This is a genomic window from Gordonia sp. NPDC057258 (assembly GCF_042668985.1).
In the GTDB taxonomy this organism is placed as follows: Bacteria; Actinomycetota; Actinomycetes; order Mycobacteriales; family Mycobacteriaceae; genus Gordonia; species Gordonia hongkongensis.
In genome coordinates this window covers 74,269-94,157 of the sequence record NZ_JBHUXZ010000004.1, presented here as the reverse complement: position 1 = coordinate 94,157, position 19,889 = coordinate 74,269, and the positions used below count along the sequence as shown (strand labels likewise).

Annotated in this window: 20 protein-coding genes and 2 pseudogenes; 6 read left to right on the top strand and 16 right to left on the bottom strand. The window is 69.5% G+C overall.

Features of this window, described 5'->3' with window-relative positions; all coding sequences use genetic code 11:
• Window position 1: 1 nt before the first annotated feature.
• Both ACFUEJ_RS04865 and ACFUEJ_RS04860 read right to left on the bottom strand, forming a co-directional pair.
• Entirely contained in the window at window positions 2–841 is an 840-nt protein-coding gene (locus ACFUEJ_RS04865) for an SDR family oxidoreductase (RefSeq protein WP_137809931.1), read from the bottom strand.
• Between the two features lies 1 nt (window position 842).
• Window positions 843–2,102 (bottom strand): acyl-CoA dehydrogenase family protein, encoded by a 1,260-nt coding sequence (locus ACFUEJ_RS04860; RefSeq protein ID WP_068971974.1) that lies wholly within the window; start codon window positions 2,100–2,102, stop codon window positions 843–845.
• A 42-nt stretch (window positions 2,103–2,144) separates the two neighbouring features.
• On the opposite strand from ACFUEJ_RS04860, the gene ACFUEJ_RS04855 reads away from it, so the two are divergent.
• The 3 genes and pseudogenes from ACFUEJ_RS04855 to ACFUEJ_RS04845 all read left to right on the top strand — a co-directional run.
• The gene (locus ACFUEJ_RS04855; RefSeq protein WP_388027862.1) at window positions 2,145–3,731 is read left to right on the top strand and encodes a FadD3 family acyl-CoA ligase; all 1,587 of its coding nucleotides are present in this window, start codon (window positions 2,145–2,147) and stop codon (window positions 3,729–3,731) included.
• A gap of 100 nt (window positions 3,732–3,831) precedes the next feature.
• Window positions 3,832–3,924, top strand: a pseudogene (locus ACFUEJ_RS04850) (hypothetical protein); the annotation flags it as partial.
• A 122-nt stretch (window positions 3,925–4,046) separates the two neighbouring features.
• Window positions 4,047–4,271 (top strand): annotated as a pseudogene (locus ACFUEJ_RS04845) (endonuclease domain-containing protein); the annotation flags it as partial.
• Between the two features lie 95 nt (window positions 4,272–4,366).
• Here the strand turns inward: ACFUEJ_RS04845 and lysS are convergent.
• The 3 genes from lysS to ACFUEJ_RS04830 form a co-directional block, all read right to left on the bottom strand.
• A complete protein-coding gene (gene lysS, locus ACFUEJ_RS04840; RefSeq protein WP_388027859.1) occupies window positions 4,367–5,935 on the bottom strand; it encodes a lysine--tRNA ligase in 1,569 nt (522 codons plus the stop codon).
• Between the two features lie 59 nt (window positions 5,936–5,994).
• On the bottom strand, window positions 5,995–6,477 hold the full coding sequence (locus ACFUEJ_RS04835) for a rhodanese-like domain-containing protein (protein ID WP_226513987.1): 483 nt from the start codon (window positions 6,475–6,477) through the stop codon (window positions 5,995–5,997).
• 161 nt (window positions 6,478–6,638) lie between these two features.
• Window positions 6,639–7,781 (bottom strand): FAD-dependent monooxygenase, encoded by a 1,143-nt coding sequence (locus ACFUEJ_RS04830; RefSeq protein WP_247450116.1) that lies wholly within the window; start codon window positions 7,779–7,781, stop codon window positions 6,639–6,641.
• Window positions 7,782–7,862: 81 nt separating this feature from the next.
• Here ACFUEJ_RS04830 and ACFUEJ_RS04825 point away from each other — a divergent pair, with 81 nt between their 5' ends.
• Window positions 7,863–8,333 (top strand): TetR/AcrR family transcriptional regulator, encoded by a 471-nt coding sequence (locus tag ACFUEJ_RS04825; protein ID WP_068971992.1) that lies wholly within the window; start codon window positions 7,863–7,865, stop codon window positions 8,331–8,333.
• Between the two features lie 10 nt (window positions 8,334–8,343).
• Here the strand turns inward: ACFUEJ_RS04825 and ACFUEJ_RS04820 are convergent, their stop codons facing one another.
• Entirely contained in the window at window positions 8,344–9,309 is a 966-nt protein-coding gene (locus ACFUEJ_RS04820) for an alpha/beta hydrolase (RefSeq protein ID WP_068971991.1), read from the bottom strand.
• A 60-nt stretch (window positions 9,310–9,369) separates the two neighbouring features.
• Between ACFUEJ_RS04820 and ACFUEJ_RS04815 the strand changes: the two genes are divergently transcribed.
• The gene (locus ACFUEJ_RS04815; RefSeq protein WP_259935968.1) at window positions 9,370–9,957 is read left to right on the top strand and encodes a TetR/AcrR family transcriptional regulator; all 588 of its coding nucleotides are present in this window, start codon (window positions 9,370–9,372) and stop codon (window positions 9,955–9,957) included.
• Between the two features lie 201 nt (window positions 9,958–10,158).
• Here ACFUEJ_RS04815 and ACFUEJ_RS04810 read toward each other — a convergent pair whose 3' ends face one another.
• From ACFUEJ_RS04810 to ACFUEJ_RS04795, 4 genes are read right to left on the bottom strand one after another with little or no spacing between them, the layout of a single operon-like run.
• Window positions 10,159–10,962 carry a type III pantothenate kinase gene (locus ACFUEJ_RS04810; protein WP_338855783.1) on the bottom strand — a complete coding sequence of 268 codons (804 nt, stop codon included), beginning with the start codon at window positions 10,960–10,962 and terminating at the stop codon, window positions 10,159–10,161.
• Between the two features lie 17 nt (window positions 10,963–10,979).
• Window positions 10,980–11,420, bottom strand: a complete 441-nt coding sequence (gene panD / locus ACFUEJ_RS04805; protein ID WP_338857790.1) for an aspartate 1-decarboxylase — start codon at window positions 11,418–11,420, stop codon at window positions 10,980–10,982.
• 2 nt (window positions 11,421–11,422) lie between these two features.
• Window positions 11,423–12,370, bottom strand: coding sequence for a pantoate--beta-alanine ligase (panC, locus tag ACFUEJ_RS04800; RefSeq protein WP_338855784.1), 948 nt, complete (start codon window positions 12,368–12,370; stop codon window positions 11,423–11,425).
• 20 nt (window positions 12,371–12,390) lie between these two features.
• Window positions 12,391–13,425, bottom strand: a complete 1,035-nt coding sequence (locus ACFUEJ_RS04795) for a Rossmann-like and DUF2520 domain-containing protein (protein ID WP_165629656.1) — start codon at window positions 13,423–13,425, stop codon at window positions 12,391–12,393.
• A gap of 312 nt (window positions 13,426–13,737) precedes the next feature.
• Here ACFUEJ_RS04795 and ACFUEJ_RS04790 point away from each other — a divergent pair, with 312 nt between their 5' ends.
• Window positions 13,738–15,150: a serine/threonine-protein kinase gene (locus ACFUEJ_RS04790; protein ID WP_165629655.1), complete on the top strand. Its 1,413-nt coding sequence runs from the start codon at window positions 13,738–13,740 to the stop codon at window positions 15,148–15,150.
• Window positions 15,151–15,176: 26 nt separating this feature from the next.
• Here ACFUEJ_RS04790 and ACFUEJ_RS04785 read toward each other — a convergent pair whose 3' ends face one another.
• The 6 genes from ACFUEJ_RS04785 to folP form a co-directional block, all read right to left on the bottom strand.
• Window positions 15,177–15,962, bottom strand: a complete 786-nt coding sequence (locus tag ACFUEJ_RS04785; RefSeq protein WP_165629654.1) for a hypothetical protein — start codon at window positions 15,960–15,962, stop codon at window positions 15,177–15,179.
• Window positions 15,963–16,174: 212 nt separating this feature from the next.
• Complete coding sequence (locus tag ACFUEJ_RS04780; RefSeq protein ID WP_165629653.1) at window positions 16,175–17,518, bottom strand: DUF6779 domain-containing protein; 1,344 nt, start codon at window positions 17,516–17,518, stop codon at window positions 16,175–16,177.
• Window positions 17,519–17,633: 115 nt separating this feature from the next.
• A complete protein-coding gene (locus ACFUEJ_RS04775) occupies window positions 17,634–18,149 on the bottom strand; it encodes a DUF3180 domain-containing protein (protein WP_068971963.1) in 516 nt (171 codons plus the stop codon).
• Window positions 18,146–18,664 carry a 2-amino-4-hydroxy-6-hydroxymethyldihydropteridine diphosphokinase gene (folK, locus tag ACFUEJ_RS04770; protein WP_165629652.1) on the bottom strand — a complete coding sequence of 173 codons (519 nt, stop codon included), beginning with the start codon at window positions 18,662–18,664 and terminating at the stop codon, window positions 18,146–18,148. Before folK ends, ACFUEJ_RS04775 begins: the two co-directional genes overlap by 4 nt.
• Window positions 18,661–19,032, bottom strand: a complete 372-nt coding sequence (gene folB, locus ACFUEJ_RS04765; RefSeq protein WP_058249892.1) for a dihydroneopterin aldolase — start codon at window positions 19,030–19,032, stop codon at window positions 18,661–18,663. Before folB ends, folK begins: the two co-directional genes overlap by 4 nt.
• Window positions 19,025–19,879 carry a dihydropteroate synthase gene (folP, locus tag ACFUEJ_RS04760; RefSeq protein WP_058249969.1) on the bottom strand — a complete coding sequence of 285 codons (855 nt, stop codon included), beginning with the start codon at window positions 19,877–19,879 and terminating at the stop codon, window positions 19,025–19,027. The genes folB and folP overlap by 8 nt, the downstream gene beginning before the upstream one ends.
• Between the last annotated feature and the right edge of the window lie 10 nt (window positions 19,880–19,889).

Below are 19,889 nucleotides of genomic sequence, written 5' to 3'. Positions count from 1 at the left end.
GTCAGGCGCGTTGGCTGGAGATCGAGACGACCTCGCCGGTGAGGTAGGTGGTGTAGTCGCTGGCGAGCATCGCGACGGTCGCGGCGACCTCCCAGACCTCGGCGGCACGCCCGTAGGCTTCGCGGGAGGCGAGTTCGTCGAGGAGGTCGTCGCTGGTGACCTTCGCCAGGAACGGGTGTTTGGCGATCGACGGCGCGATCGCGTTGATGCGCACCCCGACGTCGGCGGCTTCGAGTGCGGAGCAGCGGGTCAAAGCCATGACGCCTGCCTTGGCCGCGGCGTAGTGCGCCTGTCCGCGCTGGGCACGCCAGCCGAGGACGGAGGCGTTGTTCACGATCACCCCGTTGTGTTCGACCGAGCCGAAGTACCGCAGGGCGGCTCGGGTGGCGCGGAAGGTGCCGGTGAGGGTGATGTCGAGGACGCGGTCCCATTCCTCGTCGGTCATCTCGGCGACCGGGGTCTCGCCGCCGAGACCGGCATTGTTCACCAGGACATCGATGCGTCCGAGTTGGGTTGCGGCGTCGGCGATCAGCGCGTCCACCTCGGCGGTGACCTGGACATTGCAGGTGCGCTGGGTGACCGTGCGGTCGGGGAATTCGGCCGCGAGCTTCTCGGCGGCCTCACCGAGACGCCGCTCGTGCCAGTCGCTGATGAGCACGTCCGCACCCTCGAGCAGTGCGCGACGTGCCGACGCGAAGCCGATGCCCGTTCCGGCGGCGGCGGTCACCACGACCTTCTTGCCCAGCAGCAGGCCGTGCCCGGCGATCTCGTCCGGCGGTGTGGCCAGCGGAGAGACCGCCCGGCCGTTGACATGCGCCCCGTTGAAGTCGATTCCGGTCATCTCAGCGTGCCTCTCGGGGTAGGCCGAGCACCCGCTCGGCGATGATGTTGCGCTGCACCTCGTTCGAGCCGCCGTAGATCGTGTCGGCGCGCGTGAAGAGGTACAGCCGTTGCCATTCGTCGAGTTCGACGTGCTCGGGGTCGGTGATGTCGTTGGCCCGACCCTCCGCCGTCGCGACGGGACCGATCAGCGCCGGTGCGCCGACGACGTCCATGGCGAGTTCGCCGAGATCGCGATGCCAGTTCGCCCACAACAGCTTCGAGACCGACGCCGCGCCGGCTTGCGAAGTGACATCGCCGTCGAGTGTCCGCTGGGCGTGGGCGCGCATGACCATCAACCCGATGTCCGCCCGGGCCAGCCGCGACGCGATCTCCGGGTCGTCCAGCGCCCCGTTGGCTCGCGCGAGATCGGTGAGATTGCCCAGCTCGCGCGCGAATCCGACCTGCTGACCCAGCGTCGACACCCCGCGCTCGAACTGCAGCAGCCCCATCGCCACCTTCCAGCCGTCGCCCGGGTCACCGACGATGAGATCGGCATCGGTTTCCGCGTCGTCGAAGAACACCTCGTTGAATTCCGAAGTGCCGGTGAGCTGTTGGATCGGACGGACGGTGACGCCCGGTTGGTCGAGCGGCACCAGCAGGAAACTCAGTCCGGCATGGCGCGACGATCCCTTCTCGGTACGCGCGATCACGAACACCCATTGCGCCACGTGGGCGAGCGAGGTCCAGATCTTCTGGCCGTTGATGATCCACTTGCCGTCTTCGAGCCGCGCCGACGTGGACACGCCCGCGAGGTCCGATCCGGCGCCCGGCTCGGAGTAGCCCTGCGACCACAATTCGGTGACATCGACGATGCCGGGCAGGAAACGCCGCTTCTGCTCGTCGGTCCCGTAGGCGATGAGCGTGGGGCCCAACAGTTCCTCACCCAGATGATTCACGCGCGCAGGTGCGTTGGCGCGTGCGTACTCGCGATGGAAGATGATGCGCTGTTCGAGCGTCGCACCACGACCGCCGTACTCGACCGGCCAACCGATGCAGGTCCACCCGGCGCGCGCGAGGTGACGATCCCATTCGAGGCGCTCGGCGAAGAACTCGTGTTCGCTGCCCGGCCCCCCACGACCCTTCAGATCGGCGAAGTCGCCGGCGAGGTTCTCGTCGAGCCACGCACGCACCGCGGCCGCGAACTCGGTGGTGGCGTTCGGTGTCGATTTCGCCCATTCACCCAGGTCGACGGCACGATCGGCGAGATTCGTCGTGGTCATGGGCGCTAGCATAACGCACCAAGCAAGTGCTAGGTTGGGCGCATGGCGCAGACCCCACTGCACGAGGTCCTCCCCACGCCCACGACCCCGGCCGCACTGCGCCGGGCGGCGCAGACCTGGCCCGACCGTATCGCTCTCGTCGACGGTCAGTGGCAGTCTTCGACGCATCCGCGCATCGAGTCGACCTGGACCCGTCTCCACGAGTCCGTCCGGGATTTCGCGGCAGCGTTGGTGTCCTCGGGTATCGAGGCCGGCGACCGGGTCGCCATCTGGTCGCCGAACAGCTTCCACTGGCCGATTGCGGCGCTCGGGGTCCACTACGCCGGTGCGACGCTCGTCCCCTTGAACACGCGCTACACCGCGGGCGAGGCGATCGAGATCATCGAACGGTCCGGGGCCCGGGCCGTCGTCGTGTCCGGCGAGTTCCTCGGTGCCGATCATGCGGCCGAGTTGTTGCGCGATCACCGCGCCACGATGCCCGACGTCGTGATCCGGGTGTCGCTCACGGACGACGCCGCCCCGCTCGACGGTGCCGTCGACTGGGATGAGTTCCTCAGTCGGGCGGCAACCCCCGACGCACTCGCCGAAGCCGACCGACGCGCCGATGCCGTCTCCCCCGACGATCTCTCCGACATCCTCTTCACCTCCGGCACGACCGGAAAGTCGAAGGGTGTGCTGGCGACCCACCGGCAGACCCTGACCGGCTCGTACGGCTGGGGCGCGAATGCCGGCCTGGGCCCGGACGACCGCTACCTGATGGTCAACCCGTACTTCCACACCTTCGGGTACAAGGCGGGCATCCTGCCGAGCGTGCTGTTCGGCGTGACCATGCTGCCACTTGCCGTCTATTCACCGGACCAGGCGATGAAGCTCGTGTCCGACGAGCGCGCGACGGTCTTCCCGGGCGCGCCCACCATCTTCCAGACCATCCTCGACGACCCAAAGCGCGCCGACCACGATCTCTCGAGCCTGCGCATCGTCATCACCGGCGCGGCGATCGTGCCCGTCGTCCTCGTCGAACGCCTCCAGCACGACCTGGGCGTCGACACCGTCATCACCGCCTACGGCCTGACCGAGGCGAGCGGCTTCGTCTCCACCTGCACCCCCGACGACGACGATGCGACGGTCGCCAACACCTGCGGACGTGCGTTCCCGGGTATGGAGATCACGCTCTCCGACGACGGTGAGGTGCTGGCGCGCGGAGACATGGTGATGGTCGGCTACCTCGACGACCCGGAGGCCACCGCCGCGACAATCGACGCCGACGGGTGGCTGCACACCGGCGACATCGGGACCCTCGACGAGCGCGGCAACCTCAAGATCACCGACCGGCTCAAAGACATGTACATCTGCGGCGGGTTCAACGTCTACCCCGCCGAGATCGAGCAGACCCTCGCGCGGCTCGACGGTGTCACCGAGTCCGCGGTCGTCGGCGTGCCCGACGACCGGCTCGGCGAGGTCGGCCGCGCCTACCTGACGGTCCGGGCGGACGCCGACCTCGACGAGGCGCAGGTCATCGCGTTCGCCAAGGAGCACCTCGCCAACTTCAAGATCCCCCGGTCGGTGGTCTTCGTCGACGAGTTCCCCCGCAACGCGTCGGGCAAGATCCTCAAGCGCAACCTCACCTGACCCCCAGGGATTTCGTAGCGCCAATGCGCGCTATTCACACACTGACGCTACGAAGTTCGGGGCTGGGAACCGGCCGGACGTGCGGTGCGTCGAAGTGTGTATGACCGACGACCTGCGCGCCATGATCGCTTCCCACGACGGCGTCTTCACCACGCATCAGGCACACTCGCACGGCGTATCGGCCGACGGCATCCGGCATCGGGTTCGGACCGGACAGTGGGTCCGGGTCACGCGAGGTGTCTTCCGGGTGGCCGACCGAACGGTCGACGATCGGATGCGGATGCGGCTCGTCGGGGTTCGCCACGCGCGCGGGCGATGCTGGAGGCGATGTCGTCGGGCGCGAGGTCGGAGGCGGAGCGGATCACCGCGAAGCTACTCGACGGCAGCGGGTTCACGGGGTGGTCGGCCAACACGCCGGCGTGTGGCTACGTCCTCGACTTCGCGTTCGAGGCGTCAAAGATCGCCATCGAGATCGATGGGATGGCTTTCCATAGTGACGCCGTCGCATTCCAGCGAGATCGCACCCGACAGAACGACCTCGTCGCCAACGGCTGGACTGTCCTCCGGTTCACCTGGAACACGGAAATCCGTAGCGTAGATGCGGATATAGCGCGTATCCGCGCTACGAAATCCCGTCAGGTGCGGGGCTTCACCAGCGGGAACAGGATGGTGTCGCGGATGCCGAGGCCGGTGAGGGCCATCAGCAGGCGGTCGATGCCCATGCCGGTGCCGGTGGTCGGGGGCATGCCGTACTCCATCGCGGCGAGGAACTCCTCGTCGAGGACCATCGCCTCGTCGTCGCCGGCGGCGGCCAGGCGGGCCTGGTCGGCGAAGCGCTCACGCTGGATGACGGGGTCGACGAGTTCGGAGTATCCGGTCGCCAGCTCGAAGCCGCGTACGTAGAGGTCCCACTTCTCCACGACGCCGATCTGCGACCGATGTGCGCGGACGAGCGGCGAGGTCTCGACCGGGAAGTCGCGGACGAAGACCGGACGGTCCAACTTCGCGCCGACCATGTGTTCCCACAGTTCCTCGACGAGCTTGCCGTGCCCGTATCCCTTGTCCTTCGGGATCTCGAGGCCGACGCGCGCCGCGATGGCCAGCAACTGCTCGACGGTGGACTCGCCGTCGGCGCCGGCCGGGACGATCTGCTCGCCCAGCGCCTCCGACAGCGACGGGTACATCTCGAGTGCGGTCCACTCGCCCGAGAGGTCGTAGGTGGAACCGTCCGGCATGGTCGGGGTCTGGGTGCCGAGCGCCGCCTGCGAAACCTCTTGCACCAGTTCGCGGATCATGACGGCGGAGTCGTCGTAGGTGCCGTAGGCCTGATAGGTCTCGAGCATCGCGAACTCCGGCGAGTGCGTGGAGTCGGCACCCTCGTTGCGGAAGTTGCGGTTGATCTCGAAGACGCGCTCGATGCCGCCGACCACACAGCGCTTGAGGAACAGCTCCGGTGCGATGCGCAGGAACAGGTCGATGTCGAAGGCGTTGGAGTGCGTGACGAACGGTCGCGCGGCCGCCCCGCCGTGCAGGGTCTGCAGCATCGGGGTCTCGACCTCGAGGAAACCCCGACGGCCCAGCGCCGCACGGAGTTCGGCGATCACCGAGATCCGGGTGCGGGCGATGCTGCGGGCCTCCGGGCGCATGATGAGGTCGACGTAGCGCTGCCGGACGCGAGTCTCCTCGTTCATGTCCTTGTGCGCGACGGGCAACGGCCGCAACGACTTCGACGCCATCTGCCAGCCGTCGGCCATCACCGAGAGTTCGCCGGTGCGCGAGCTGATGACCTCGCCCGAGATGAACACGATGTCCCCGAGGTCCACCTCGGACTTCCACCGCGCCAGCGCTTCCTCGCCGACGCCGTTGAAGCTGACCATCGCCTGCAGCTGCGTGCCGTCGCCCTCCTGCAGCGTGGCGAAGCAGAGCTTGCCCTTGTTGCGCAAGAAGATCACGCGTCCGCTCACGCCGACGTGCAGTCCGGTCTCGGTACCGGCCTCGAGGTCGGGGTAGGCGGCGCGGATCTCACCGAGGCTGTGGGTGCGCGGGATCGCGACCGGGTAGGCCTCACGACCCTCGGCCAGGATCCGCTCACGCTTCTCGCGGCGGATGCGCAACTGCTCGGGCGTCTGCTCGTCGGTCGCTTCGGGGGTGGCGGTGCTGGTCGGGCTGTCACTCACCCCACGCACCCTATCGGGGCCGGTCATCGACTCCAACTCACTGCCGCGTGGTGACCGCGGCCACAACCGGGTCGGCCTGGGCGGGTTCAGCTCTCGTGGGCGGAGATGACGGCGAGGTCGTCGGGCCGAATCCGACCGTTGACCCGTGCCGACCGCATCCGACGGTGCCCGCCGACGACGAACACCGCGCCGTGCACCCCGCGCGCCTGCAGGTGCCAGGCGAGCCATTCGGCCTCGTGCCCGTCCTCGCTGACGAGGATCCATCGTGATTCCGGCCGGGCGACGCGCAGTGAGTCCGGGGTGTCCGGGGTGAGCCGGTCGAGAACCTCGACGGCGTCGATGGCCAGGGCCCCGAACAGTGCGCCGTCGAGCTGACGGCGCCGGTGGGAGCGGACGTCGACGGGGGTGGCACCGGCGGCGACGGCGGACGCGTAGTCCTCGACCCGCAACGACAGCGGCGCAGACGGGGCCGGGGCGACGGTCGGCGGAACAGCGGCAAACACCGAAGCAGGGGCGAACACCGTACCGGCGGAAGAAGGACGAACAGAAGAAGCAACCGAAGCGGTCATGAGAGGGAGTCCTCAGGTGATCGAGATCGAGCGGGGAGCGCGAAGGAGGGCAGCCGCAGACGCGGTATCAGCCCTGACAACACTCCCGACAGCTCGTGATCACGACGACGAGTATGCCACAGCACACCCCCACCGGCCAGACCCCAATCGGACCGAGGTCGTCACACTTCCGGCGGCTGCCACCGCTGCACGCGTCGCATCTGTGCGTTCAGGACGGCGTCGGGCGTCATGCGCAGAGCGAGGTCGCGCGCCCAGACAGCGGGGCCGGCACGCAGTTGCCCGACCCGGCCGATCATCGACGCCTGCCGCGCGATCTGCTGGGTCCGCGGGCGTCGGAGCCGGTCGTAGGTGCGCAAGGCCTCGTCGAGGTCAGCGCGGCCGTGCCGGCGTAGCAGCGCGGTCAGGGTGGCCGCGTCCTCCATCGCCTGGTTGGCACCTTGACCCAGGTTCGGGGTCATCGCGTGGGCGGCGTCGCCGACGAGAACACTCGAGCACCCCCGGCCCGCTCTGACGAACGTGGGCAGCGGCTTGGCGAGCTCCTCGATCGGCAGGTATCCGACGGTCGCCGGATCGGTGGCGTCGAGCAACTCCCCGATCGGTCGATGCCACCCCGAAAACCGTTGCCGCACTGCATCGAGACCGCCCTCCGAGTCGCCCCCGTCGTCCGACACCGAGGCGAACCAGTAGACATGCCCGTCAGGGAGCGGCGCAATCCCGAAACGCGCCCCACGTCCGGTCGTCTCGCCGGCCGCGTCGACCGACACCGGGGTCGTCGTGATGGCCCGCCACGCGGAGTAGCCACATCGCCGGACGCCCGGGTCCTCGACGACCGCGGCACGCACCCGGCTGCGCAGACCGTCGGCGCCGACGATCAGGTCGCAGTCACCGATCTCGGTGCCGTCGGCCAGCCGCACGAGACCGCGGTCGGGCGCGATGTCGTCGACCCCGGAACCGGTCCTGATGTCCACGACGGCGGCCGCGGCGGCGAGGAGGGCCGCGTGGAGATCGGTGCGGCGGACGACGCGCATGTCGGTCAGCGACGCCGGATCGAACCGACTGAGCCATCGCCCGCCCGGTGTCCGGGTTCCGCTGGTCGGCGGGGTCGACGCTGCGGCGCCGCCGAGGACCGACCGCATACCCAATGCGTCGAGTGCGCGGACCCCGTTGGCGAAGATGCTCAGGCCGGCACCCCCGCCGCGTACCTCGGGCGCGCGCTCGACGACCGTCACCCGGGCACCCGTCGACGCCAGTCCGACCGCGGTACACAGGCCGGCGATCCCGGCCCCCACCACGACGACCTTCATGAGACTGTTCTCCACATGGAGAAGAAGCTAGCAGATAAAATTCTCCGCGTGGAGAAATCAGTCAATGGGTCGACACGCGATCTGCTACTGGACACCGGCATCACCCTCATCGGCACCGTCGGGAGCCGGCAGGCGTCGGCACGCGCGGTCGAAGACGCGTCCGGGGTGCCACACGGGAGCGTTCGGCATCATTTCGGCGGTCAGAGCGGTTTTCTCGCGGCTCTCGTCGAGCATGTGTTCAGCGCCGACCGCGCTGCGGAGGGCGAGTCGACCCAGGAGGTGATCGTCCGCTGGTTGGGCACCGACCGCGTCCGCACCAGGGCGCGGTACGAGCTCATGCTCCTGGCGACACGCGACGAGGACCTGCGACGGGCGATGGTCGGGCACCGTGAGCGCTACGTCGACGGACTCGTCGACGGCGGGTTGACCCGTACCGAGGCCCGGCAACTGGTCGCCGCGCTCGACGGCCTCGTCCTCGACGCGCTCCTGCGGAACTCCGACGGCACCGACGCCGACCACGATCCCACTCCCCTGCTGCGCGCGTTCCGCTGACGATCCGGGGTCACGTCGTCCCGATGAGATCGGCGGCCAGCGCACGGAGGTGTGCCGCGAGCTCGTCGACACCGGGCTGCTCGACCGGGAAGTGCCCGCACCCGGTCAGCAGATGGATGTCGGCGCGCGCCGCGATCCGGCGCGCGAAGCGCACGCTGACCTCCGGCGGCGTCCACGAGTCGGCCGCCGGATGGACCAGCAGCACCCGTGGACCCCGGTACCCCTCAGGGGTTGGCACCTCGTGCGTCATCAGGTCCGCCAGGAACCCCAGCGACACTGACGATCCGGCACCGAGACGGTCGTCGACGCAGGCCCGGGACAGGTCCGGGTCGAGACTCATCGCCGACATCGGCGCCACCCAGCGGATCGGAAACCGCATCCGGGCGAGCACCCCGACGCGGGCGAGCACCGGCATCAGCGGGGTGAGGCGACCGAGCGCCGGCGTACGCGCGACGGCTCGACGCGCGTCGGGATCCCCGGCCAGATCGAGCAGGCAGGTCGCGACGACCGCGGCCACCCGTCCGGTCCGGCTCGCGACCTCGTAGGCGAGCATCCCACCGAGACTCGCACCCAGCACGACGAGGGGACGCGGGTCATCGTCGGTCTCGGTCGTCACGAGATCGCAGATCAGATCGACCCAGTCCTGGTAGCGGACCCTGCCCGGACCGGCCACCCGCGTGCGTCCGTACTGCGGCAGATCGGGGGCGAGGACCTCGAACCCCTCGTTCGCGAGGATCGCGCCCAGCGGCCAGACCAGGGCACTGTGTCCGCCACCGCCGTGCAGCAGCAACACGCGCAGCGGTGCCGCGCTCGGGCTCGCCCGCAGGATGTGGACGTCGACCTCCCCGCACGCCCGGCCGGAGCTCGACGGCCAGGTCCACCAGGTGGATTCGGCCGCGACCCCGGCGGCGACGGACCGCCACGGCTCGGGCAGGAACCGAAGGTAGGATTCGGGGGTTCCGGATCGGCGGATCATGTATCCATCGTCGAACCGGCGGCGGGACTCCACAACTCGCATTCCCCGAGGATCGATCAGATGCGCAAAAGGCCACGGCAGCAACGCTCTTCGTTCACCGTCGACACGATTCTCGAGGCGGCCACTCAGCTTCTCGACACCGAGGGCGCGGAGATGACGACCAACCGCATCGCCGAGAAGGCCGGGGTGTCGGTGGGCTCGATCTATCAGTACTTCGGCGACAAGCAGGCGATCTTCGACGAACTGGCGCTCCGCCATCTCGACGCCGCCGCCGGGGCGATGACGGCCGTCCTCGACGACCACCCGCCCGGTTCGTGCCCGTGGCCGGAGGTGCTGCATGCGGTGATCGAGGTCGCGGTCCGCGAGAACTCGACGCACGGCCGCGCCCATGGGCGGCTGCGCGAACTGGCCGACCCGACACGCCTGGCCACGGAGTACACCACCCTGATCGATTCGCTGATCGACCGGTTGAGCGCTCATCTCGTCGCCGACGGCTGGACGGCGCAGTCCGCGGCAGCTGACCTCCGGCTCGCCTTCGCCGCGGTCGACGCACAGATCCACCAGCTGGCCGGCACCGACCTGACCGCCGGCGAACTGACCGACCGCATCACGGCCTACACCGAGGCAGCACTCCGCGCGCACCGTTGACGCGACGAATCCCCGTGCCGCTGTTCGGTTCGCCTAGTGTCCCGGGTCGGAAATTCGTTTCATGAGTTCGGCGGTCCAGGTGGATGCATCGCGAGGCGGCGGAGGACGCAGCTACTGGATGTACCTGCGACGACGCCAACGAAGCGAGGCGCCGCCTGGGCGTCGCAATCATCAACGAATTTCCGGCGCGGGACACTAGATCTACTTCCCGCGACGCGGATTCGCCTTGGCCCGTTCGTGGACCAGACGTAGACCATCCAGGGTCAGGTGCGGGTGATGATCGGTGAGGGAACGACACTCGTCGAACATCAGCGGGGCGAGAAATCCGGTGGCGACCACCGTCACGTCGTCGCCGTCGAATCCCGGGACGGTGTCGCAGACGCGGTCGACCAACCCGTCCACCTGACCGGCGAAGCCGTACAGGATGCCGGACTGCAACGCTTCGACGGTGTTCTTGCCGAGCACGCTGCGGGGCGGCATCAACTCGACCTTGCGCATGGTCACGGTGTGCTCCGACAGCGCCTCGACCGCGAGGTTGACGCCCGGTGCGATGGCCCCGCCGAGGAACTCGCCCGTCGCCGAGACCGCGTCGACGACCGTTGCGGTACCGAACGCGACCACGATGCAGGGCCCGCCGAATTCCGTGTGCGCGGCAAGGCAATTGGCGACCCGGTCGGTGCCGACCTCTTTCGGGTTGTCGACCAGGAGGGGAACCCCGGTCCGCACACCCGGTTCGAGCAGCACGTGTGGCCCGTTGCCGAAGTAGCGCGGCACCATCACGCGCAGTTCGCGCAGGAGCGACGGAACCGTCGACAGCGCACTCACCCCGGTCACCTGCTCGATGTCGTCGCCGAGCATGCCGCGGAACGCCCACGCCAGTTCGTCGGCGGTGCAATGCGGGTCGGTGTGGATTCGCCAATCACGCACCAGGCGCGCGTGATCCCCGACCCCGGCGTACACGCCGAGATGGATGTTGGTGTTGCCGACGTCGACGGTGAGCAGCATCGAAGGTCGTCGCCGCGTCAGAGCGAGGCGTCGGCGAAGATCGGGCTGTCGAGGTGACGCGGGTCGAGCAGGCCCGACCCCGCGGGTACGTCGGCCGGATCGTCGCCCGTGGTCACGATGCGGTTCTGCGCGTCGACGAACACCACGTTCGGCGAGTACTCACGCAGCTCGGCCGCATCGAGCATGCTGTAGGCGATGATGATGACGAGATCGCCCGGGTGGACGAGATGCGCTGCCGCACCGTTGATCCCGATGACACCGCTGCCACGCTCGCCGGCGATCGCATAGGTCACCAGCCGGGCGCCGTTGTCGATGTCGACGATCGTGACCTGCTCCCCCTCGAGCAGGCCCGCGGCGTCGAGCAGATCGGAGTCGATGGTCACCGAGCCGACGTAGTGCAGGTCGGCCTGGGTCACGGTGGCGCGGTGGATCTTCGAGGTCATCATGGTGCGCAACATGGTCATCGTCCCTCTGTCGTGGTTGTGGTGGCATTGGTCCAGGCGATTTCTTCTTCGAGCGCGGCGACGCCGCCGACCGTCACGCCGACGTTGTCGATCAGGCGTGCGCCGCCGAGCCGGGCGGCGACGAGCAGCCGTCCCGCGCCCTTCTCCGGCGGCTCCTCGAGCTGACGCCCGCGCAGGTCCAGGTAGTCGACCTCGATCTCCGGGACCGTGGCGAGCACCGACCGTGCGGCGGCGAGAATGGCATCGCGTCCGCCTTCGGCCGCATGGGCCCCCGCGACGAGCGACGCCGAGAGCGTCGTCGCCAGCTCCCGCTGCTCCGGGGTGAGATAGCGGTTGCGTGACGACATCGCCAGCCCGTCGGACTCGCGGACGGTCGGGACGCCGACGATGTCGACGTCGAGGTTCAGGTCGGTCACCATCTGCTTGATGAGCACCAGCTGCTGATAGTCCTTCTCACCGAAGAACGCCGCATTGGGTCCGACGATGTTGAGCAGCTTGAGGACCACCGTCAGCATCCCGGCGAAGTGTGTCGGCCGCGAGATCCCGTCGAGGATTCGGCCCACCTCGCCCGGGTGCACCGTCGTCCGCGGACCGTTCGGGTACATCGACGACGCGGACGGCGCGAACACCAGCTCGACGCCCAGCGGCTCGAGGAGCGCGAGGTCGGCGTCGAGGGTGCGCGGGTAGGCGTCGAGGTCCTCGCCGGCGCCGAACTGCAACGGGTTGACGAAGATGGACACCACCACCACGGTGTTGCCCTTCGCCTTGGCGGCCCGGACGAGCTGCAGATGGCCGGCGTGCAGGGCACCCATGGTCGGGACGAGCACGACACGTTTGCCCGCGGCCCGCAGCGCGCGGGTGACGCGGCTCAGGGACGCCGGCTCTCGATGCACGGTCATCTTGCCGGCCGAGTAGGTGGGCTGTGCGTCGGACGGGCCGCTCACGCCGTCTCCTCCGCTTGATGTCATCGGTCCTCCAATGCGTCGATCAACGCCTGCGGTGCGTGGCTGTGGTCCGCGGCGCGCCGGGCGAGTGTGCGATATGCCTCGGCGATGCCGTGCGGTCCCGGGCCGGCGGGGACGGTGCGCAGCGCCGCCAGGTGTCGGGCGACCGCGGGCGCGTCACCGCGGGCGACGGGCCCGGTCAGCGCCGACGGGCCGAGTTCCAGCACGTTTCGCAGCGACGCCGCGGCCAACGGCCCGAGGATGCGTTCGGCGAGGCGGTTACCGTGTCCGTCGACGGTCGCGGTGTCGCGGCCGGAGTGGTCGATGGCGGCGTTGAGTGCGAGGACCGCGTCGGAGATCAAGGCGATCAGGTGGTTGGCGCCGTGGGCCAGTGCGGCGTGGTAGAGCGTGCGCTCGGCTTCGGCGATCCGCACCGGGTCACCGCCCATTTCCAGCACCAGCGACGACGCGATGGCCTCGCCGACCGCATCGGCGGCGGTGATGGCGAAACAGGCGTTGGTGAGGCGCGCGGTGTCGTCCTCCGAACCCACGAACGTCATCGCCGGATGCAGTGCGATCCCCAGTGCACCGCGGTCGGTCAGCGGTTGCAGCACGGCCACCCCGTGCGCGCCCGCGGTGTGCGCGACGATCGTCCCCGGACGGAGCGAGTCGGACGCCGCGATCTCGTCGACCACGGCGGCGAGCTCGGAGTCGGGCACGCTGACCAGCAGCAACTCGGATCGCGCGACGACCGCGTCGAGGTCGAGGACCTCGGAATCGGGGAGTCGACTCACCGCGCGGGCCCGGGACTCGGGCGACCGCGCCACCACGGCTCCGACCACGTGCCCGGCCTTCTCCAGCGCCTCGCCTAGAGCCGTCCCGACGCGGCCGGCGGACACGAGGCCGACGGTGAGGCGAGCGGGCGTCGGCAGATTCGTCATGCCGGGGAAAGGGTCGGTGAGACCGGAACGGAGGTGCGAGCCATCGCCGAAGGCGTCATCGCCACCGGTTCGCCGTGCAGACGGCATACCGGCATCACCGCTCGGTGAGGTCACCGCTGTCCTCCAGAGTGTCGTTCCAGTCCCGCCTCCGCCGACACTTCCGTCGCATGAGCGGACTCATCGCGGCGGGGTCGGCACGGGTACCAGACGTTGCAGAGCAAGAGTAGGTCCGACACCGCGGCCGGTGCCAACGTCTGTGACAGGTGTCACCTCGTGGGCGGCCGGTCGATCCGCCGGTCGTGCCGACCGATCCACCGAACCACCGGTGACCTGCGCCGACGCGGCGTAGTCTGAGACAGCCGCAGTCCGCCCGGGATTGCCGGCCCGGACGACATCGACACACCCGCGCACACGAAGGTCCCGCCCATGAGCTTGGAACCGGGCACAGAGTTCGCCGGTTACCGGGTCGTGCGCAGGATCGGTGCGGGCGGGATGGGTGAGGTGTACCTCGTCCGCCATCCCCGGCTCCCGCGCCATGACGTGATCAAGGTCCTCGCCGAGCAGGTGTCGAACGATCCGATCTTCCGAGCCCGGTTCACCCGCGAGGCCGACCTCGCCGCCCAGCTGGACCACCCGTGCATCGTCAGTGTCTACGACCGGGGCGAAGTGGACGGACGACTCTGGATCTCGATGCAGTACGTGCCCGGCACGGACGCCGCGGCATTGCTCGCCACCAGCCCCGGCGGGCTCCCGCTCGCCGACGTCGCGGCCGTGGGCGACGCGATCGGCGCGGCGCTCGATCACGCGCACCGCTCCGGACTGCTCCACCGCGACGTCAAACCGGCGAACATACTGATCAGCCCCGAGGAGTCCGATCCGCGACTCCCCCAGCACGTCACCCGCCGGCGTATCCGGCTGGCGGACTTCGGGATAGCGCGCCCGACCGACGGTGGTGCCACCTCGCTCACCTCGACGGATCTCGTCATCGGCTCATTCCCCTATTCGTCACCCGAACAGCTCTCGGCCGAGACCCTCGATGCCCGCAGCGACGTCTACTCACTGGCCTGCAGCGTCTTCGAATTGATCGCGGGCACAGTGCCGTTCGCCGCACGGACGCCCGCCATGATGATCCACCACCACCTCAGCACCCCGCCCCCGGAGCTGTCCGACCTCCGGCCCGACGTGCCGCCGGCGGTGTCCGACGTGGTGCGCTCCGGTCTCGCAAAGAACCGGACGGACCGTCCGTCGTCGGCGGGGGCCTTTGCCGCCGAACTCCGTTCGGCGATCGACTCGACGGTATTCGCCCCGGCGCCACCGCGGCCGGAGCGCACCGTGCGCGGCCACGCCGCGGCGGCACCGATGTCCGGTCCACCGATGTCCCGACCCGCACCGCCGGCGCTGCCCCCGACCGCCTTCGCACCCACTGTTGCGATCCCGGTCACCGGTGCCACCCGGCCGGGGGACGACGGGTCTCGGCCCACCATCGCACGGGGCGCGACGGCGTACTCCGGACTCCCCGGACACGCTGTCCCCCAGCATGATCCCGGGTCGTCGACGGTCCGCGCCTCGCGCGATCTACCGGTGCTGGACCCACCTCGGCCCGGCCCGGGTGCGACCCGGCGGACCACCGCGTCGCTCGCATGCGGTGTGGCGGCGATCCCGTTGAGCGTCGTCGGTGGACTGGGCCTGCCGGTAGGCGTGGCCGGCTGGTATCTCGCCGGCCGTGGTCAGCCGGGTTCGGCCGGGCGGTTCGCCCGTGTGCTGTGCGTCCTGGGCGTCGTGCTGAGCCTGGGGTTCATCGCGTTCACCGTCGGACGCGCCGTGGCGATGCAGTTCTGACTTCGACGTCGTGGCAACGGATTTCGTCAGCGCCAGCTCCCCGGCCGGGACTGCTGCGGCTCACGCGCCTGCCTGGACAACGCGCCGAACACGGCGTCGACCACCCACAGGGTCAGGATGCCCGCCACGATGTCGACCACGTCGTCGAACGGTGAACGGAATCTCGGCGAGAACGGGTCCAGTACCTGCGAGGCCGGGACGTCGAGGAGTCTCCCGGTGCCGTCGACGATCGCGTCGACCGGGTTCGACGCCCAGCCCTCGTACGCGTTGATCGCCAGCAGCATGATGACCGGAATCGCCAGCACCCACCAGAATCCACGTCGACGCGCGACCGACCACGCCACGATCAGCATCACGACGAAGGCGGGCATGTGCTCCGAACAGAACGTGAGCACGGGGTAGTCTCCCGATCGCACCAGGACCGGGACCTGACCACCCCAGAATCCGAGTGCCCCGACCGCGCCGATCACCACCGCGATCCCCGACCGCATCGGATTACGAGCCCAGATCCCCAGCACGAGAACCATGTACAGCGGCATCAGAGCCGTCAGCGACCAGATGAGCAACAGGCTCGTCTCGGGACCGTTGGCCTGGAGGTTCGCGTGGTACTCGGGGAACGGGGTGCCGTCGAGCGGGTCGAAGGTGAAGAGCCACAACACCGTCGGCCACCACGCGATGACCGGCAAGAACACCGCGGTGCTCACCAGCGACTGCTTGACCGCGTTCCCGCGCTCGGTATGGCGGATCGCGGCCATCGACGGATCGGACCCCGGCCCGAGACCGAACTCCCCACCCGCGAGCGTCTCGCTCATACGGGAATACTAGGGCGATCGTCCAACTCGTATCGGCGAATCCGCGGCAACGCCGCAGATGCACCCGGACGGATGACACGGGCGTCGGACCGCAACCCGGCAGTGTCGCAAGCAGCCGGGCCCGCCCGGGGTCGCAAGCAGCCGGGCCCGCCCGGGGTCGCAAGCAGCCGGGCCCGCCCGGGGTCGCAAGCAGCCGGGCCCGCCCCGGCGGATCAGCCGTTCCGTCGGCGCCGTCCGCCGCCGGTGGACTCGGTCTGTGACCGCAGCTGGCTCAGGAGTTCGGAGACGGGCAACCCCGCCGAGTGTGCCGATTCCGCGTCGTCGGCGACCGCTCGGCGTCGACGACCACCGCCGAAGGACTCCGCGGGCCGACCGCCCGGCTGATTCTCGTGTCGTCCAGCGGACCCGAGGAAGGGCGGGGGCTCCACGTCGTCGGAAGCATCCGCGCCGTCCGGGGTCTCATCGCTCTCGGGTGCTTCGCCCGACGCCGACCGGGTCGACCATTCGTCGGTCGGGGTGTCGTCGGTGTAGAGCGGTTGATTCGCGTCCGCGACCGGCGACTGCGATCCCGGGCCTCGGGTATCCGACGCGTCGGCATCGCTTCCGAGGTAGAAGCCCCCGGAGAACGGCACGGACGCGGACTCTCCGGCGCCGGTTGACGCACCACTGTCCGCACCCGAGGTCTCGCCGCCGGCGGTGGCTTCCGTGCCGCCGGGGTGATCGGTGTCGACGATCTCGGCGTCGGAGACGTCCGCATCGGACGTCCCCGTCGCGGCATCGGGTTCGGCCGGCGCGCTCGTCGCCGCGGCCTCGTCGGGCGATATCTCGGTGGCGATGCGGCCCGAGATCGGGTCGTCGGTGACGACCGGGATCACCTCGGTCATCTCGTTGGGATCGACCGGTCCCGTATGCCTGCCGTCGTCCGCGGTCGGAGCCGTCGCCGCGAAGTCGCGCGCGGCGAGCACCCCGTCGTCGGCGTAGGTGGCGCCGTAGGACGACACGCCACCGATATCACCGGAGAAGCCACCGCCGTAGGGTGCACCGGATCGACGACCCGCGCGTGATTCGTCGTTCAGGCCCGAGGCCAGTTCGCGCATCTTCTCACTCGACAGGGCGACCCGCTGATCCGGGAGCGGTTCACCGAGGAGCATCTCCAGGCTGGAACGCAACGCCAGCACCTGGGCCTTGAGCTCGGAGAGTTCTTCGTTCGACTCGGCGGTGACCTCTTTGCGGATGGTCGTCTCGACATCGAGTTCGTACTGCCGACGCGCGGCGATTTCGCGTTCCAGCTGCAGTTCGTAGACCAACCGGAGGTCACGGCTCTTCGCCTCGGCGCTCTCGGCCTGTCGACGGAACTTCGTCACCAGGATCGCGCCGATGACGGCCGCCCACAACGCCGCGATGACTGCCAGCGAGCCGGTGATCGACAGCCTGTCCGTGAAGACCATCAGGATGCTGGCGATCAATGCGAGCACGATCAAGAGGCCGAGCAACCACTGAGCCGTCGACCGACTCGAGCGGCGCGAGTCGGCGGCACGGCCGTTCGAGGTCGTCATGATCGTGAATTTACCCGCTGTGAGTGCATTCGGACGGCAGGCGGGTGCGGAGTTTCTCCGATAGTCGACATGTTAGGCGACGAGTGCGCGGGGCGTCCGACACTCGCCCCGACCCTCACGGACCGCCGACGGCGGACGGATCGTCGGGTGCTCGGCAGCAGTACTCGAGCCACAGCGCGGCACCGACGAGGACCACCCCGCCGATCAGTCCGACGATCGCGCCCGGCCGGTCGTGGTCGGCAGCGGCCAGATCGTGTTGGCCGAGCAGGAAGGCCAGCAGACCCAGCCACACCCCGACGGCGATGGCGCCGAGGATCGCAGAAGCCTTGGCCAGGGCCAGCACTCGCGCGGCCGTGAGTGGATGGAGCTGTCCCCGCGCGCGACCGACATCCCGCGAATCAACCCGGGAACGGACGACGAAGGCGATGACGATCTCGAGTGCGGCAAGCACATACAGCACCACACCGGCGAGCAACGGCAGCGGCGGGAAATCGGAGTAGTTGTACCGCACCAGGATCCACGCGACGATCGCCGTGACCGCCGCGATGACGGCGAGATCGCGGACCCGGGTGGGACCGAGACCGGTCTCCTCGTCGTCCTGATCCGGCCGGCGCGGATCCGGCGCGGTCACGACTCGACCCCGGTCAGGCGGCCGACCGGACGCACCGCGTCCCGCTCTGCGGCGTCGAGCCCGGCCACGAGATCGGACACCGCGCACGTACCGTCCGGGGTCCAGAGGATGGCATCGGGTTCGATCTCGAGCCACGGGACGAGGACGAAAGCCCGTTGCGCGGCACGGGGATGGGGCAGTGTCAGGTCCGGGTCCCCGGACACGACGACCTGGCCGGACTCGGACACGGTGACGACGTCGACGTCGAGAGTTCGCGGCCCCCAGCGGATCTCGCGCGTCCGTTCGGCCGCCCGCTCGAGTTCGAATCCGCGCTCGAGCCACCCGCGCGCATCATGCGGGCCGTCGACGACGAGCGTGATGTTGCGGAAGTCCTCCTGCTCGACCCCGCCCCACGGCGGCGTCGAATAGACCGCGGACACCGCGACCAGGTCGTCGGCGAAAGCCTCGACGACCGAACGCAGGTGCGCGGTCGGGTCACCGATGTTGGAACCGGCCGAGAGCACCGCGCGGCTCATCGCGTCCCCTTGCGGGAACGTCTGGTCACCACCGCGACGTCGTCGAAGGTCAGTGGGATCGGCGCCGACGGCTTGTGCACGGTCACCTCGCAGGCATCGATGCGCTCGTCGGTCATGATCGACTCCGCGACCTCGGCCCCCACCTTCTCGATGAGGTTGCGCGGTTCGCCCCCGACGATGCCGGCGACCTGCTGCGCGAGCGTGCCGTAGTCGACGGTGTCGGCGAGGTCGTCGGACTCGCCGGCGGCCCGTAGGTCCAGCCAGAGCACGACGTCGATGTAGAAGTCCTGGCCGTCGGCCCGTTCATGGTCGAACACACCGTGATTGCCGCGCACCTTGAGGCCGCGCAGTTCGATCCGGTCAGCCATTCGAGTCTCCTACCGAGGACGAGGTTCGGGAACCGCCGGTGCGCCAGGCCGCCGCGACCGCGACCGCGTCGCGACTGCTCGCGACGTCGTGGACGCGCACCCCCCACGCGCCCGCGGCGGCGGACAGCGCCGAGACCGACGCGGTGGCGACATCACGTCCGGCGGGCGGCCGATCCGCACCGTCGCGACGCAGCAGCGACCCGAGGAAGCGTTTGCGGGAGGCTCCGACCAGCACCGGGAAGCCGAGCCCGGTGATGGTGGGCAATGCGTTGAGCAGGGCCCAGTTGTGCTCGGCGGTCTTGGCGAAGCCCAGCCCCGGATCCAGGATGAGGCGGTCGGCGTCGACGCCGGCCGACACCGCCGCGTCGACCTGGGCCAGCAGTTCCCCACTCACCTCGGCGACCACGTCCCGGTACCCGTCGACGTCTCCACTGCGGTGCGTGAACCGCCGGTCCGTGCTGTCCCCGGCCGGGCGCCAGTGCATCAGGATCCACGGCAATCCCGCGTCCGCGACGACCCGCGCCATGTCGGCGTCGGCACGCCCGCCGGACACGTCATTGACGATCGCGGCGCCGGCCCGGATCGCGGCGGCCGCGACCGGGGCGCGCATCGTGTCGACCGACACGGTCACCCCGCGCGCGGCGAGTTCGCCGATCACCGGGACCACGCGCTCCGCCTCGAGACCGGGGTCGACCCGGACCGCGCCGGGCCGGGTCGATTCGCCACCCACGTCGATGAGGTCGGCACCCTGCTCGATGAGTTCGAGCCCATGCGCGATGGCCGCATCGGCGTCGAGGTAGCGACCGCCGTCGGAGAAGGAGTCGGCGGTGACGTTGAGGACGCCCATCACGAGAGTC